We start from the raw sequence: 15158 nt of genomic DNA, 5'->3' as shown, positions 1-15158 counted from the left end.
TGACATCCGTGGCCAATCCTCTTGAGAAGCTGCTGCGCGCTGGCGAGGGGCGGGTCATCCGCCGCCTGAACCAGGTGGTCAAAGCCGTGGGAGCGCTGGAAGAGGACATCTCCAAGCTCACCGACGACGAGCTGCGCAACGAGACCACCGAACTGCGCGCCCGCTTCGAGAAGGGCGAGACGCTCGATCAGCTCATGCCCGAGGCGTTCGCCGCAGTTCGCGAAGCGGCGAAGCGCACGCTCGGAATGCGGGCGTACGACGTGCAGATCATGGGTGGTGCGGCCCTTCACCTCGGCAACATCGCCGAGATGAAGACCGGTGAGGGAAAGACCCTGGTCGCCACCTTCCCGGCGTATCTCAATGCGATCGCCGGCCAGGGCGTGCACGTCATCACAGTCAACGACTTCCTCGCCAGCTACCAGGCCGAGCTGATGGGCCGCGTCTTCCGCGCCCTCGGAATGTCGACCGGCATCATCGTCTCGGGCCAGACCCCGGCTGTCCGTCGCGAGCAGTACGCGGCCGACATCACCTACGGCACGAACAACGAGTTCGGCTTCGACTACCTGCGCGACAACATGGCGTGGCGCAAGGAAGACCTCGTGCAGCGGGCGCACTTCTTCGCCATCGTCGACGAGGTCGACTCGATCCTCATCGACGAGTCCCGTACTCCGCTCATCATCTCCGGCCCGTCGTCGGGCGAGGCCAACCGGTGGTTCGCCGAGTTCGCGAAGATCGCACGCACGCTCGAGGTCGGCGTCGACTACGAGGTCGATGAGAAGAAGCGCACCGTCGGCGTCCTCGAACCCGGCATCGAGAAGGTCGAGGACTACCTCGGCATCGACAACCTGTACGAGTCCGCGAACACTCCGCTGATCTCTTTCCTCAACAACTCGATCAAGGCGCTCGCGCTCTTCAAGAAGGACACCGACTACGTCGTCATGAACGACGAGGTCATGATCGTCGACGAGCACACCGGTCGCATCCTCGTCGGACGCCGCTACAACGAGGGCATCCACCAGGCGATCGAGGCCAAAGAGGCCGTTCCGGTCAAGGCCGAGAACCAGACCCTCGCGACCGTCACGCTGCAGAACTACTTCCGCCTCTACGACAAGCTCGCCGGCATGACCGGTACCGCCGAGACCGAGGCGGCCGAGTTCATGTCGACCTACAAGCTCGGCGTCATCCCGATCCCGACGAACAAGCCCATGATCCGCAAGGACCAGTCGGACCTCGTCTACAAGAACGAGACGGCCAAGTTCGCCCAGGTCGTCGAAGACATCGCGGAACGCCACACGAGCGGCCAGCCGGTGCTGGTCGGTACGGTCAGCGTCGAGAAGAGCGAGTACCTCTCGCGCCTGCTCGCGAAGAAGGGCATCAAGCACGAAGTCCTCAACGCGAAGAACCACGCGCGCGAAGCCGAGATCGTCGCACGCGCCGGCCGCCTCGGTGCGGTGACCGTGGCGACGAACATGGCCGGTCGTGGTACCGACATCATGCTCGGAGGAAACGCCGAGTTCCTCGCCGTGCAGGACCTCAAGAGCAAGGGTCTCGACCCGGTGGAGACGCCGGAGGAGTACGAGATCGCGTGGGACGAGTCCTACGAGGCCATGAAGGCCACGGTCGCCGAAGAGGCGTCGAAGGTCATCGACGCGGGCGGTCTCTACGTGCTCGGTACCGAGCGCCACGAATCCCGCCGCATCGACAACCAGCTCCGCGGTCGCTCCGGCCGTCAGGGTGACCCGGGCGAGAGCCGGTTCTACCTGAGCCTCACCGACGACCTGATGCGCCTGTTCCAGTCGGGTGCGGCAGAAGCGATCCTCGCGCGCACGAACTTCCCGGACGATGTGCCGATCGAGTCCGGCCTGGTCTCGCGCGCCATCCGCAGCGCGCAGTCGCAGGTCGAAGCGCGCAACGCCGAGATGCGCAAGAACGTGCTCAAGTACGACGACGTCCTCAACCGTCAGCGTGAGGCGATCTACACCGATCGACGCCACATCCTGCAGGGCGATGACATCGCCGACCGTGTGCAGCACTTCATCGAAGATGCGATCAGCGGCGTCGTGAAGGACCACACGGGCGAGGGACACAACGAGAGCTGGGACTTCGACGCGCTCTGGACCGAGCTCAAGACCCTGTACCCGGTGAGCGTCACGATCGACGAGGTCGTGTCCGAAGCTGCGGGACGCAAGGGCGGCATCACCGCAGACGGTCTCACCCGGGAGCTCCTCTCCGACGCGAAGATCGCCTACGAGGCGCGCGAGGAGACGCTGGGAGAGGCTGCGACTCGCGAGCTCGAGCGTCGCGTCGTGCTGCAGGTGCTCGACCGCCGCTGGCGCGATCACCTCTACGAGATGGACTACCTCAAGGACGGCATCGGCCTCCGCGCGATGGCGCAGCGCGACCCGCTGATCGAGTACCAGCGCGAGGGATACGCGATGTTCCAGTCGATGATGGGGCAGATCAAGGAGGAGACGGTCGGCTACCTCTACAACCTCGAGGTCGAGGTGCGCCGCGCCGGAGACTCGGAGGTCACCGAGGTCGAGGCCAAGGGTCTCTCCGAGGGCGGTGCCGAGCAGCGTCTCGAGTACTCCGCTGCGAACGACGCCGGCGAGGTCGAGGTGCGCAACGACCGCGGACAGGTGCAGCAGGCAGCCACGGACCGCGTCCGCCAGGCAGCCGCTCGCACCCAGGTCCCGCAGGCCGAGCCCGAGAAGGAGGCGCCGCGTGGCGCCTTCGGACAGCGGACGGATGCCGCGGAGCCGACGGCCGGCAACCGCGAGCAACGTCGCGCGCAGGGCAAGAAGAAGAAGTAGCTTCTGCAGCGAAAGAGGGCCAATCCGTGTGGATTGGCCCTCTTTCCGTCCCTGTAGGCTTGCTCAATGACACCATCGCGCCACTTCGACCAGTCGTCGAAGCTCAAGAACGTCCTGTACGAGATTCGCGGAAACGCCCTCGTCGAGGCGGCGCGGCTGGAAGCCGAGGGTCACAAGATCCTCAAGCTCAACACGGGCAACCCGGCGATCTTCGGGTTCGACGCACCCCACCAGATCGTGCACGACATGTTGGCGGCGCTCCCCACCGCCCACGGCTACAGCGACAGCAAGGGCATCGTGTCCGCTCGCCGCGCGGTCGTCAGCCGCTATGAGGAGATCGAAGACTTCCCGCGGTTCGGCCCGGAAGACGTCTACCTCGGCAACGGCGTCTCCGAACTGATCACGATGACCATGCAGGCGCTGCTGGACGAGGGCGATGAGGTCCTCATCCCGGCTCCCGACTATCCGCTCTGGACGGCCATGACGAGTCTGGCCGGCGGCACTCCCGTGCACTACCTGTGCGACGAGGAGAACGGCTGGCAGCCCGATCTCGAAGACATCCGGTCGAAGATCACCCCGCGCACGAAGGCGCTCGTCATCATCAACCCGAACAACCCCACGGGAGTCGTGTACTCACGAGAGGTGCTCGAGGGGCTGGTGCAGATCGCCAGGGAGCATCAGCTTCTTCTTCTCTCCGACGAGATCTACGACCGCATCCTCTTCGACGATGCCGTGCACATTCCCACCGCGACGCTGGCTCCGGACCTGCTCTGCCTGACGTTCAACGGTCTGTCGAAGACGTACCGGGTCGCGGGCTATCGTTCCGGCTGGCTCGTGATCACGGGGCCGCAGGAGCACGCCAAGGGCTTCCTCGAAGGCATCACCCTGCTCGCCTCCACTCGTCTGTGCCCGAACGTGCCGTCGCAGTATGCGGTGCAGGCCGCGCTCTCCGGTGTGCAGTCGATCGATGCCCTCATCGCCCCGACCGGTCGGCTGCACGAGCAGCGCGACGTCGCCTGGAAAGGTCTGGAGTCGATTCCCGGTGTGTCGTGCGTCAAGCCCGAGGGCGCCCTCTACGCGTTCCCCAAGCTCGATCCCAACGTGCACGAGATCCGTGACGACGCACGGCTCGTCTACGACCTGCTCGTGTCCGAGCACATCCTTCTCGTGCAGGGGACGGGATTCAACTGGCCCACCCCCGATCATCTCCGCGTCGTCACGCTCCCCGAGCCGCGCGTCTTGAGCGAATCGATCGAGCGACTCGGGAACTTCCTGGCGAGCTACCGGCAGAACTGACCTCCGCCGGGGTGATCCCGGTCATCGCCGACGCCAGTCGGCGTGTCGCGGCGACGAGCGGCGAGCGCGGGACGACATCGGACATCGGCCGGGCGTGCAGCAGGGACGCGTCGGTCGCGCGCTGGTCGAAGGGGAGAAAGGCGATGTCGGTGACGCCGGCGAACCTGTCGAGGGTGCGCCGAATCTGTCCGCGCGCATCGATCCCGAGCGGACCCGGTCGCAGCTGATTCACGACCACGACGATCGGTGTCGGAGCCGTGAGACGCCGGAGTTCCGCATGCTCCCGGACGAACCTGCTGATCCCGAGCGGATCTGCGGATGCCACGGCGATGATCGTGTCGGCTTCTCGGAGCGTCGCCGTGGTCGCCGCGTGCCGACGAGGCCCCACGACGTCGTACGTCGCCTCCTCATCGGCGTCGAATGCGCCGGCGACGTCGACGACCGTCTCCTCCGCCCATTCTCGGCAGGCCTGCAGGGTGCGACTCAGCCGCCCCGCGGACAACTCCGGCCACCGGTTGGGACGATTGATCCCGGGGAGCACGTCGAGGGTCCCGGCGCTGCTGTCGAGCGTCGTCGCCAGTCGGGTGAGCTCTGCGCTGTCGAGACCGCCGAGTTCCGCGCGGCGGCAGGCCGCGGCGATTCCCGGGGTGTCCTCGCCGAGCCCGAGGAGGAGAGCGAGCGAGGGAGCGACCGTGTCGGCGTCGACCAGCGCGGCGCGCCGCCCGGCACGTGTCAGCTCGACGGCGAGAAGCGCGGCGACGGTCGACCGCCCGGGCGAGCCATGCGGCCCCCACACCGCGGTCACCCGGTGGGGTCGTTCCGCCGACGCTCGCGGAGTCTGCGGAACATGCGATTCGAGTGCCGCAAGAACCTGCCACCCCGCGGCGTTCGGAGCGAGCGCGTCCGCCAGGCCGAAGCGCGCGAGCAGGCGGCTGTCGGCGCCTCCGAGAGCGAGCACGCGGACGCCTGATCGGTCGCATGCGGTGATGAGTTCGGGCGTCAGGATGTGTCGCGACGCCGGCACGATGAGGGCTTGCGCGTCGGCGAGCAGCGAGGAGAGCGTGGTCGACGGGGTGGTCACCGCGACGACGGAGGCTCCTTCCAGCTCGAGTTCGCGAGCGAGCTCGCTCGCCCGCGGCTCGTCGAGAGCGATGACGATCGCCGTCACGAGCCCGCGCCGATCGGGACGATGGAGAGCGAGGCTCCGCTCGTGATCGCCGCGAGCACCTCGGCGACATCGGCGCGGTCGATCACCAGTTCGACGGCGCTCCCCGAATCCGCGAGCATCCCCTCGGACTCGAGCACCTCACCCACGATGACGTCGGCGACCAGGATGCGCGGCGCGTCATGCGCCCTCCCGTCCTCGAGCAGCGGGGCCTGCCAGAGTTCGACGACGGTGCCAGCATCCACATCGTCAGGGATCCCGGTGGTGCTCTCGACGACGATCGTCGTGCTGCGGCTGTCGTCAGCGTCCGCCGACGCCGTTCGGGGCACGAGTTCTCCACTGACGATGGTTCGCGCAGCGACGCGACCGGCCTCGAGGTCTTCCGGTGCGAGATAGTCGTCCGTGAGGCCGCCGAGCCCGACATCCACCACCTGGAAGTCGCTCGACACCATCGCCTCTCCCTGCACGATCGTGCGGGTCGCCTGCAGAACAGGGGTCGCGGAGTCGGATGACGAGAGGATCATCCAGACGCCGGTGATGGAGATCGCCACGAGTGCGATACCGATGAGAAAGCGCACATCGCCCCAGAAGGCGCGCCGCGGGCGAGAAATGGTGGTCATGGCGATACATGCTCACAGATTTGCGCGCACGACCCTCCGAGTTATCCACAGCGAGCGGTTGGCGTCGAGACGTCGGCGTCGGTGGGGGACAATGGGGACATGTCCGACTCGTCCCGTTCCGTTCCGCGGTTCCTCGCCCCTGCGCAGGTGGCGGAGCTGCTGGGTATCGAGGTCGACGAGGTGATCTCACTCGTGCTGGAGGGGCGGCTCCGCGGTTCGCAGCTCGGTACGCCGGCCCGCTGGCGGGTCGAGGAGTCCAGCCTCGAAGGATACTTGGCGGAGCAGTCGGAGCAGTCGCGCCGGATGGCCCTGTGGCGGCAGTCGAACGAAGCGAGTTTCCCCGAGGTCTGGGGAACGTCGTCCGCTTACAGCGGTTGATCGCCGGTCGTCCGCACCGATACGACGGCCTCGAACGGCACGATCCGAAATCCTTGCACGGCGCCCGCGAGCCTCGCCGTCCCGGCATCATGGAGCGCGAGATCGAGGTGGTCGGAGCCCGCTCGATCGATCGTTCCGTGGATGTCTTCGGCGTTGGCGGTGCTCAGATGCAACGGCACGCGTCGTCTCGCGAGATCGCGCAGGATGAATCCGAGGGTCATCCGCTCGCGGAGCGGCGAAGACGCAGCGGCCTGCTCGTCGAGGCTCCCGAGCACCATGCCGTGATCGGTGCTGATGGCGTGCACCGCGTGCAGTGGAATCACGAGCATCGACTGAGCTGATCCCCCTCCTCTCGCCGTCGTCGAGTCGGCGGCGATCCAGTCTGCGCCGACGGTGCGAAGCGTCAACGGCAGCCGACGCCCGTTGGCGAGATCCATGACGATCGACGCCTGCCGCTCGCAGAGGAACCGGAGTCTGCTGCGGAGCGTCAGCTGCGCGATGCGCAGGCGCTCGGATTCGGCATCGCGTGCGGCGCGCTCGGCTTCCCACTCCGAGGCGAGCTGCCCTTCGAGGTCTTCGAACAATCGGTCCCAGTTCACGGGAACGAGCGTAGGGGAGCACGTGCGGGCATATACGAGTTATCCACATACCTTCCCGGGAGTGGCTCTCCGGCACCTCACCTCGTGCTCTACTGGCACGCGATCTTCCCCGACTGAGAGTGTGACGATGACGCTTCATGAGTACTTCGCCCGGCAGCCGACACCGACGACCGAGCTGCCGGATCCGGCTCCGCTGCTGCGCAGCCTCACCCAGGGAGTGCTCGAGGTGCTGGCGGGCGTGCGCGAAGTCGACCAACTCGCGCGGTGGTTCAGCGAGGATGCGTTTCGCAGCCTCGTGACCCGGGCCAACCTGTCTTCGCGTGCCCGGAGCGCCCGGGGCGCCGCTCCGGCGCGCCCCACGTTCGAGATCCGCTCGCTGCGCACATCCGAGCCGCTGGACGGCGTGATCGAGGCGGTCGTCATCGTCGCGGGCCCGGGACGGACGCGCGCGGTGGCCATCCGTCTGGAGGGCATGGATCGGCGCTGGCGTGCCACTTCGCTGGCCGTGCTCTAGGCCGACTGACCGTAGGCTGGTGAGGTGTCAACGCTTACTGATCTCGCCCATGCCCAGGGCCGTCTGACCGACGGCGACGTGGAATGGCTGCACCGCCTCGCGGGCGATGGGCAGCTTCTCGCCGACCTCGCCTCCGCCGACATCGTCGTGTGGGTGCAGACCGATGACGGCTCGTTCATCGCGGTGGCGCACGCGCGTCCCAGCGGGGCGGCGACGCTCTTCTACCGCAACATCGTCGGCGAGCGGGTGCGACCCCAGTGGCGTACGCAGGTGCAGGGAGCGTTCGACACCGCGGAGATCGTCGATTCGTCATCGCCCGACTGGTTCGAGGAGACACCGACGCGGGTTCGAGCGGTGCCCATCGTGAGCGAGCGTCGCGGAAAGGACGCATCCTCCACGGTGATCGGTGTGGTCACGCGGCACACGAACCTCGGAGAGGCGCGCACTCCTTCGCGCCAGCAGATCACCTTCGACGACTGCGCGAACGACCTCTTCCGGATGATCGCCGACGGGAGCTTCCCGGATCTCGCGGCACCGACATCTCCGCGCCGAGGCGCCCCCCGAGCATCCGACGGCCTGATCCGGATCGATGTCGACGGCATCACCACCTTCGCGAGCCCCAACGCCCTTTCGGCCTTCAACCGCATGGGGTTCGACGACGAGCTCGAGGGGGAGTCGCTCGCCGAGGTGACCACGCGTCTCGTGCCTCCGTCGCGGCAGGTCGATGAGTCGCTGCCCGTCGTCGTCACCGGGCGCGCGCCCTGGCGCACCGATATCGAGGCTCGGGGCGTGACCGTCTCATTGCGTGCGATTCCGCTGAAGGACCACGGCACCCGCATCGGCGCGATCCTGCTCTGCCGCGACGTGTCGGAGCTCCGCCACCAGGAGCAGGAGCTCATCACCAAGGACGCCACGATCCGCGAAATCCACCACCGCGTCAAGAACAACCTGCAGACGGTCGCCTCGCTGCTGCGCATCCAGGCGCGCCGGACCCACTCCGACGAGGCGCGGGATGCGCTCACCCAGGCGATGCGCCGCGTCGACGCCATCGCCGTCGTGCACGACACGCTCGCGCAGGGACTCACGCAGAAGGTCGACTTCGACGAGGTCTTCCATCGGGTCCTCAAGCTGGTGGCCGAGGTCGCCTCGGCCCCGAACACCCGGGCCCGTACTCAGTCCACGGGACGATTCGGCGTGCTTCCGAGCGAGTACGCGACGCCGCTCGCCCTCGCTCTCACCGAGGTCGTCACGAACGCGGTCGAGCACGGACTGGCGGGCCAGGAGGGCATGGTCACGATCGATGCCGCGCGCACCGAGGAGAACCTGAGGGTCACGGTGCGCGACACCGGCCGAGGGCTCCCCGAAGGGCGGATCGGCCAGGGGCTCGGCACCCAGATCATCCGCACGCTCATTCAGGGCGAACTCGGCGGCACCATCGAGTGGCGCGGGAGCGAGGGGGAGGGGACCGAAGTGATCATCGACATCCCCCTGCGGTGGCTCGAGAAGTGACCGATCACCCGACCGTCTGACCGACGGACAAGACGAAACCCCGTCGACGCGAGAGACCTCGCGGGGCGGGGTTTTCGTTGTGGATCAGGAAGCGCGGCGTGCGCGTGCGGCGCGGCGCTTCAGGGCGCGACGCTCGTCTTCGGAGAGGCCACCCCAGACGCCGGAGTCCTGGCTGGTCTCGAGCGCGTACTGCAAGCAGATCTCGGTGACCGTGCACGTGGCGCAGACGGTCTTTGCCTTCTCGATCTGGTCGACAGCCGGTCCGGTGTTGCCGACCGGGAAGAACAGCTCAGGGTCGACAGTCAGGCAGGCGGCTTTGTCGCGCCAGTCCATGGGGGCTCCTCGGTGTGGATTTCAAGAGTGATCGAGAGACGATGACTCGGATTCGGGTGACGGCTCGGGATCCGCTACCCTGTTCAGATGCGGACGGATGCCCGCGATTTGTGATGCGAGCGAAACGCTCGCCCCACGCCGCTGTGGGAGCACATGACTGTTTCTATTGTGTTACAGGAAACCTTCGAAATCAAGGCTTTCCGCTTTTCATACTCGATTCTCAGGAGACTTCGTGCGCGCACCGGGACTCGGACGTGCGGCCGCTGCCGTGCTCGCAGCGGAGGGCCTCGTACTCCTCGTGTTCGCCGCCATCGAGGTGGCCGGGCTCGGAGCGGGTGATGCCGCCTCGATGCCGACTGCGGTCGCGCTCATCGTCCTCACCGCGATCGGTGCGGTCGCCCTGCTGGCCTTCGCCGGAGGAGCCCGCGTCGGGCGTTCGTGGGCTCGATCGGGCGGTGTGGTGTTCCAGATCCTCGCCGTGGTCCTCGCGCTTGCCGCTCTGACCCTGCAGCCCATTCCCTGGGCATTCGTCGCAGGCGTCGGCCTCCCGGGCATCCTCGGGTTCGTGCTGCTGATCGCCAGCGCGCGTCGCGAGGGCGAGCAGCCGCGCAGCGAGTGAGGGTGCGGTGTCGGCGCTTCAGGCGTCGATGCCCAGGATCTTGCGCAGTCGGGCCACGTGACCGGTCGCCTTGACGTTGTACTGGGCGAGCGAGATGTCGCCGGCTTCGTCGAGGACGAACGTCGAACGGATGACACCCTCGACGACCTTGCCGTAGTTCATCTTCTCGCCCCAAGCGCCGTACGCCGAGTGCACGGAGTGGTCGGGGTCGCTGAGCAGCGTGAAGGTGAGCCCATCGCGTTCGCGGAACGCGGCGAGCTTGGCCGGTTCGTCGCGAGAGATCCCGATCACCCGGTACCCCGCACCCTGCAGCGACGAAATGCTGTCGCGGAAGTCGCACGCCTGCGTCGTGCACCCGGGAGTCATGGCGGCGGGGTAGAAGTAAAGCACCGTCTTCTGACCGCGGAGGTCGGCGAGACGAACGCTCGCACCGTCCTGGTCGAGGAGGGTGAAATCGGGGGCTGCGGTACCGGGTTCCAGGCGCTGAGTCACCCGACCACCCTACCGGCCCGGGGTGTTCTCGGCCTTGTCGGCGAAAGTCTGCAAGAGGCGCTGGAGCGAGTCGAGTCGGGCGAGTCCCGTTTCGCTGAGCTCTCCGCGCTCGGCGGCTTCGATCAGCGCGCAGTCGGGAGCATCGGCGAGGTGGGTGCATCCTCGTGGGCAGTTCTCGGCGATCGCAGCCAACTCGGTGAACGCCGCCAGGATGTTCGCCGGGTCGACGTGCCCGAGACCGAACGACCGGACGCCCGGCGTGTCGATCACCCAGCCGGTGCCGAGGGCGCTCTCGTACCGCAGTGACACCGTCGACGACGAGGTGTGGCGGCCTCGCCCGGTGACCTGGTTGACGTGTCCGGTCGCGCGCCCCGCGCTCGGGACGAGTGCGTTGACGAGCGTGGACTTGCCGACGCCCGAGTGGCCGACGAAGACGGTCGAATGTCCGACCAGCGCGGCTCCGATCCGATCGATCGGCATCACGTCCTGTGCGCTCGTGAAGACCTCGAGTCCGAGCCCGTCGAAGTGGGCGAGGAACGCCGTCGGGTCGGCCAGGTCGGTCTTGGTCACGACGAGCAGTGGCCGTACCCCGGCGTCGAGCGCGGCCACGAGGTACCGGTCGACCAGGCGAGCGCGCGGTTCGGGATCGGCCGCGGCGACGACGATCAGCATCTGATCGGCGTTCGCCACGATCACCCGTTCGACCTGGTCGGTGTCATCGGCGCTGCGCCGCAGCAGCGACGACCGCTCGACGATCCCGACGATCCGCCCCAGGGTTCCGTCGTCGCCCGAGACATCGCCGACGACGCGGGCCTGGTCTCCGGTGACGATCTGCATGCGCTTCAGGTCGCGGGCCCGGGTGGTGGTGACCATCCGCTCCGTTTCGGTTCCCTCGTCGAGCATCACCGAATACCGGCCGCGGTCGACACCGAGGACTCGGCCGATCTGGGCATCCTCATGCGCAGGCCGTCGCTTCGTGCGGGGGCGGTTGGCCTTGGGATTCGGCCGCGAACGGATGCTGCTCTCGTCGAAGTCCTCGAAGTCGCCATCGAGGTCGTCGGAGTCGTCGAGCCAGCTCACGCTGCTGCGCCTCGCAGCATCCGCTCCCACAGCAGGGTGAACTCGGGGAGCGTCTTCGCGGTGGTGCCGACGTCGTCGATCTCCACGCCGGGTACCCGCAGGCCGATGAGAGCCCCCGTGGTCGCCATGCGGTGGTCGTGGTGCGCAGCCCAGGTGCCGCCGTGCAGGGCGCGGGGAATGATGCGCAGTCCGTCGGGGAGTTCTTCGGCGTCGCCGCCGAGAGCGCGGATGTTGCCGATGAGAGCGGCGATCCGATCGGTTTCGTGCAGCCGGATGTGACCGATGCCGCGAATGGTCGTCGGCGTCTCTGCGAAGGCGGCGAGCCCGACGAGCGTCGGCGTCAGCTCGCTGGCGGCGGACAGGTCGAGGTCGAGACCCCGGATGCTGGTGCCTGCGCGCACGGTGAGGGCTCCGCCGTGCCGGCTGGTGTGCGCCCCCATCGCCTGCAGGATCTCGGGGAGGAGCGCGCCCGGTTGCGTCGAATGGGCCGGCCACCCGGTGATCGAGACCGAACCGCCGGTGACGAGGGCCGCCGCGAGGAACGGGGCGGCGTTCGAGAGATCGGGCTCGATCGCGACCTCTTTTGCACGGGGGACGCCGGCTTCGACGAGCCACTCGCCGACGGCGGGGCGCTCGATGCGGATGCCGCGGCGGCTCAGAGCTTCGATCGTCATGTCGATGTGCGGCAGGCTCGGGAGGTGCTCACCGGTGTGCACCAGATGCAGTCCCACGTCGAACCGCGGCGCGGCGAGGAGCAGACCCGAGACGAACTGGCTCGAGGCCGAGGCATCGATCTCGACACGGCCGCCGCGGATCCGGCCGTGACCGCGAATCGTGAACGGCAGCGCCCATGTGCCCTCGTCGTCGATGTCGACGCCGAGATCGCGGAGGGCGCTGATCAGGCCGCCCATCGGTCTGTGCAGGGCGGTCTCGTGCGCGGTCAGGTGCACGTCGTGGGCGGCGAGGCCGGCCAACGGCGCGATGAAGCGCATCACCGTCCCGGCCTGACCGCAATCGACCGTGGTTCCCCCGGTGAGCTTCGCCGGCGTCACGATGAGGTCGGGTCCGAACTCGCCACCGGCGTCGACCTCTTCGATCCCGACGCCGAGCGCGCGCAGCGCATCGACCATGCGGCGCGAATCATCGGAGTGGAGAGGGTTCAGTAGACGGCCGGGGCCATCGGCGATCGCGGCGATGATGAGTTCGCGGTTCGTGAGGGACTTCGAGCCGGGAATGGTCAGCGTCGCATGGGTCGGTTTGTCGGAAACGGGCGCGGCGTAGACGCCCTGGACCGGGGGAGGGGAATACCTGTTGGCGCTCATCGGTTTCCACCTTAGTGAACGGCGGCGCACCCGCCGAGGAGGAGACAGGATGCTGGCGACGTTGGAACGCGTGTCGACGGACATCAGCGGCCTAGACTGGCCGGTGATGGATGACACCGCAACCGCAGGAACGCTCGGCGACTCACGGCGCGAATTCGAGGAGCAGGCGATCCCCTTCATGGATCAGCTCTACGCCGCCGCGATGCGTATGACGCGCAACCCCGCCGACGCAGCAGATCTCGTGCAGGAGACCTTCGTGAAGGCCTACGGCTCCTGGGCGACGTTCTCGCAGGGTACGAATCTCAAGGCGTGGCTCTACCGGATTCTCACGAACACCTACATCAACATCTATCGCAAGAAGCAGCGCGAGCCGTTCCAGGGAACGATCGACGAGCTCGAGGACTGGCAGCTCGGCGGTGCGGAGTCGACCACGGCGACGCGCAGCCGCTCCGCCGAGGCCGAGGCGATCGATCACATGCCCGCATCGGTCGTGAAGGACGCCCTCCAGGCGGTCCCCGAAGACTTCCGGATGGCGGTGTACCTCGCGGATGTCGAGGGGTTCGCGTACCAGGAGATCGCCGACATCATGAAGACCCCCATCGGCACCGTGATGAGCCGTCTGCATCGTGGCAGGCGGATGCTGCGGGAGCTGCTGGCAGATTACGCCGAGGAGCGGGGCTTTGCCGCGGCGGAGAAGAGGAGCGGGAAATGAGCGACTGCGGTTGCGACAAGGCGCGGCAAGATCTGGAGGAATACCTCCGCAACGAGGTGTGCAAGACCGAGCACACCGAGATCCGTGAGCACCTGGAGAACTGCCCGTCCTGCCGCGACGAGGCTCTCGTCGCCAAGACGCTCACCGAGGTCATCGCGCGTGCGTGCAAGGAGACGGCGCCCGAGGAGCTCAGGGAACAGGTGTTCGCGCGTCTGCGCGATGCTCAGGCCGCCCAGCACTGATCGGGCGGCGCAGATGTCGTGACTCGCCCATAGGCTGGAGTCATGACGCGCATCGATACACGTGACGTTCCGGCCGACGCTACCTCTCGGGAGCGCCTGGCTGCCTCCGGGCTGGACTATCGGGTGGTGGACGTCCGCGACGCCGCCCAGGGCATTCCTTTCCAGCGCGCGGTGGGGCGAGGTTTCCTGGGCGGTGAAGAGACCGAGGAGGCGCTCGCCCACGGTCGCGAGGCGCTCACCACGAGACGCACCATCGGGGTGTTCGAATCCGGGGCCGCCGCCGAGGCGCTTCCTGTGGCGACCATCGACTCCTGGGCCACGCCGCTGACCCTCCCGGGTGGCGCAGAGCTACCGATGTGGGCGATCAGCGGCGTGACCGTGTCGGCGACGCATCGCCGACGTGGCATCGCGCGCGCTCTGCTCGAGGGTGAGCTCCGTGCCGCGCACTCCGTGGGGGTGGCGATCGCCGGCCTCACGGTCTCGGAGGCGACGATCTACGGCCGCTACGGCTTCGGATCCGCCCTTCCGGCCGTGCGCTTCACCGTCGACACCCGCCGGGCCGGGTGGGCCGGCTACGAGCCGTCCGGCCGGCTGGAGTACCGCGAGCGCGAGCAGCTCGTCGGAGACCTCTCCGAGGTGCACGAGCGCGCGCGTCGGTCGCGCGCGGGTCGCATCCCGGGATGGCCCGGCCGCTGGGAGCAGTTCGCCGGTGTCGCGCCGGGAGAGACCGACCGTGAGAAGAGGCGCGGAGTGCGGTACCTCGACGAGGCCGGTGACGTGCGCGGCGTTCTCGCCTACACGGTCGACGACCGGAGCGGATCGTTCCGGTTCGGACTGAACGTGCGCATGCTCGTGGCAGAGACCGCCGACGCCCGTGCGGCACTGTGGCGGTTCGCCCTGCAGCACGACCTCGTGGACGAGGTGACCGCAGATCTGCAGACGACCGACGATCCGCTGCCCTGGCTCGTCGCGGACCCGCGGGGTGTCACCCAGGAGATCCATGACCACGGATGGCTGCGCATCCTCGATGTCGCGGGCGCATTGACGGCGCGCACGTTCTCCGCGCCGATCGACCTGGTCATCCGCGTCGATGACCCGCTGGGCTTCACCTCCGGCGATTGGCGTCTGCGCACGGACGCATCCGGCCGCGCGACCGTCGAGCCGGCGTCGCAGGTCGAACCGGACGTGACCCTGGGCGTCGCGGCGCTGTCGGTGCTCTACGCCGGGTCCGTGCGTGCGACGGCTCTGCACGGGGCCGGCCTCATCCGGGCGGATGCTGCAGCGGTCGATCTCCTCGACCGCGCCTTCGCCACGTTCCCGGCTCCTTCTCTCGACATCTGGTACTGACGGGAGTCTCCGCAGACGGCATCAGGCGATACAGAAGAGGGGCGGGGGGGGGGGGGGGGGGGGGCGCCCCCCCCCCCCCCCCCGCGGGGTTTTTGGGGTGTCGCCGCGGGGAGTGGG

16 protein-coding genes are annotated in these 15158 nt (G+C 68.0%); 9 read left to right on the top strand and 7 right to left on the bottom strand.

The window, feature by feature from the left end; translation table 11 throughout:
• Positions 1-8 precede the first annotated feature (8 nt).
• Positions 9-2813: a preprotein translocase subunit SecA gene (gene secA / locus ACIOSY_RS04620; protein ID WP_400849742.1), complete on the top strand. Its 2805-nt coding sequence runs from the start codon at positions 9-11 to the stop codon at positions 2811-2813.
• Between the two features lie 66 nt (positions 2814-2879).
• Complete coding sequence (locus ACIOSY_RS04615; RefSeq protein ID WP_400849740.1) at positions 2880-4109, top strand: pyridoxal phosphate-dependent aminotransferase; 1230 nt, start codon at positions 2880-2882, stop codon at positions 4107-4109.
• Here ACIOSY_RS04615 and ACIOSY_RS04610 read toward each other — a convergent pair.
• Together ACIOSY_RS04610 and ACIOSY_RS04605 are read right to left on the bottom strand one after the other, a co-directional pair.
• Positions 4030-5277 carry a CpaE family protein gene (locus ACIOSY_RS04610; protein ID WP_400849738.1) on the bottom strand — a complete coding sequence of 416 codons (1248 nt, stop codon included), beginning with the start codon at positions 5275-5277 and terminating at the stop codon, positions 4030-4032. The two genes, ACIOSY_RS04615 and ACIOSY_RS04610, sit on opposite strands and share 80 nt — an antisense overlap.
• Positions 5274-5894, bottom strand: a complete 621-nt coding sequence (locus ACIOSY_RS04605; RefSeq protein ID WP_400849735.1) for an SAF domain-containing protein — start codon at positions 5892-5894, stop codon at positions 5274-5276. Before ACIOSY_RS04605 ends, ACIOSY_RS04610 begins: the two co-directional genes overlap by 4 nt.
• 99 nt (positions 5895-5993) lie before the next feature.
• Between ACIOSY_RS04605 and ACIOSY_RS04600 the strand changes: the two genes are divergently transcribed.
• Positions 5994-6272 carry a helix-turn-helix domain-containing protein gene (locus ACIOSY_RS04600; protein ID WP_400849732.1) on the top strand — a complete coding sequence of 93 codons (279 nt, stop codon included), beginning with the start codon at positions 5994-5996 and terminating at the stop codon, positions 6270-6272.
• On the opposite strand, the gene ACIOSY_RS04595 is transcribed toward ACIOSY_RS04600, so the two are convergent.
• The gene (locus tag ACIOSY_RS04595) at positions 6260-6871 is read right to left on the bottom strand and encodes a hypothetical protein (RefSeq protein ID WP_400849729.1); all 612 of its coding nucleotides are present in this window, start codon (positions 6869-6871) and stop codon (positions 6260-6262) included. The genes ACIOSY_RS04600 and ACIOSY_RS04595 overlap by 13 nt on opposite strands.
• Positions 6872-6998: 127 nt before the next feature.
• On the opposite strand from ACIOSY_RS04595, the gene ACIOSY_RS04590 reads away from it, so the two are divergent.
• Positions 6999-7385, top strand: a complete 387-nt coding sequence (locus ACIOSY_RS04590; RefSeq protein WP_400849726.1) for an Rv3235 family protein — start codon at positions 6999-7001, stop codon at positions 7383-7385.
• Positions 7386-7409: 24 nt separating this feature from the next.
• The gene (locus tag ACIOSY_RS04585) at positions 7410-8894 is read left to right on the top strand and encodes a sensor histidine kinase (RefSeq protein WP_400849723.1); all 1485 of its coding nucleotides are present in this window, start codon (positions 7410-7412) and stop codon (positions 8892-8894) included.
• Positions 8895-8978: 84 nt separating this feature from the next.
• On the opposite strand, the gene ACIOSY_RS04580 is transcribed toward ACIOSY_RS04585, so the two are convergent.
• Positions 8979-9227, bottom strand: a complete 249-nt coding sequence (locus tag ACIOSY_RS04580) for a WhiB family transcriptional regulator (RefSeq protein WP_017203224.1) — start codon at positions 9225-9227, stop codon at positions 8979-8981.
• 232 nt (positions 9228-9459) lie between these two features.
• Here ACIOSY_RS04580 and ACIOSY_RS04575 point away from each other — a divergent pair, with 232 nt between their 5' ends.
• Positions 9460-9846, top strand: a complete 387-nt coding sequence (locus tag ACIOSY_RS04575; protein ID WP_400849720.1) for a hypothetical protein — start codon at positions 9460-9462, stop codon at positions 9844-9846.
• A gap of 18 nt (positions 9847-9864) precedes the next feature.
• Here ACIOSY_RS04575 and bcp read toward each other — a convergent pair whose 3' ends face one another.
• Genes bcp through aroA form a run of 3 tightly spaced genes read right to left on the bottom strand, consistent with a single transcriptional unit; the run spans position 9865 to position 12740 of the window.
• Positions 9865-10338 (bottom strand): thioredoxin-dependent thiol peroxidase, encoded by a 474-nt coding sequence (gene bcp, locus ACIOSY_RS04570; RefSeq protein WP_400849717.1) that lies wholly within the window; start codon positions 10336-10338, stop codon positions 9865-9867.
• A 9-nt stretch (positions 10339-10347) separates the two neighbouring features.
• Positions 10348-11418 (bottom strand): ribosome small subunit-dependent GTPase A, encoded by a 1071-nt coding sequence (gene rsgA, locus ACIOSY_RS04565; RefSeq protein ID WP_400849714.1) that lies wholly within the window; start codon positions 11416-11418, stop codon positions 10348-10350.
• The gene (aroA, locus tag ACIOSY_RS04560; RefSeq protein ID WP_400849711.1) at positions 11415-12740 is read right to left on the bottom strand and encodes a 3-phosphoshikimate 1-carboxyvinyltransferase; all 1326 of its coding nucleotides are present in this window, start codon (positions 12738-12740) and stop codon (positions 11415-11417) included. The genes rsgA and aroA overlap by 4 nt, the downstream gene beginning before the upstream one ends.
• 49 nt (positions 12741-12789) lie before the next feature.
• On the opposite strand from aroA, the gene ACIOSY_RS04555 reads away from it, so the two are divergent.
• The 3 genes from ACIOSY_RS04555 to ACIOSY_RS04545 are packed head-to-tail and all read left to right on the top strand — an operon-like array spanning position 12790 to position 15041.
• The gene (locus ACIOSY_RS04555; protein WP_400849708.1) at positions 12790-13452 is read left to right on the top strand and encodes a sigma-70 family RNA polymerase sigma factor; all 663 of its coding nucleotides are present in this window, start codon (positions 12790-12792) and stop codon (positions 13450-13452) included.
• Positions 13449-13694 (top strand): zf-HC2 domain-containing protein, encoded by a 246-nt coding sequence (locus ACIOSY_RS04550; RefSeq protein ID WP_400849705.1) that lies wholly within the window; start codon positions 13449-13451, stop codon positions 13692-13694. Before ACIOSY_RS04555 ends, ACIOSY_RS04550 begins: the two co-directional genes overlap by 4 nt.
• A gap of 42 nt (positions 13695-13736) precedes the next feature.
• Positions 13737-15041 carry a GNAT family N-acetyltransferase gene (locus tag ACIOSY_RS04545; protein WP_400849702.1) on the top strand — a complete coding sequence of 435 codons (1305 nt, stop codon included), beginning with the start codon at positions 13737-13739 and terminating at the stop codon, positions 15039-15041.
• Positions 15042-15158: the final 117 nt, after the last annotated feature.

This window comes from Microbacterium sp. NPDC087665, from assembly GCF_044743285.1.
In the GTDB taxonomy this organism is placed as follows: Bacteria; Actinomycetota; Actinomycetes; order Actinomycetales; family Microbacteriaceae; genus Microbacterium.
This window is presented reverse-complemented; position numbering and strand designations above follow the sequence as displayed.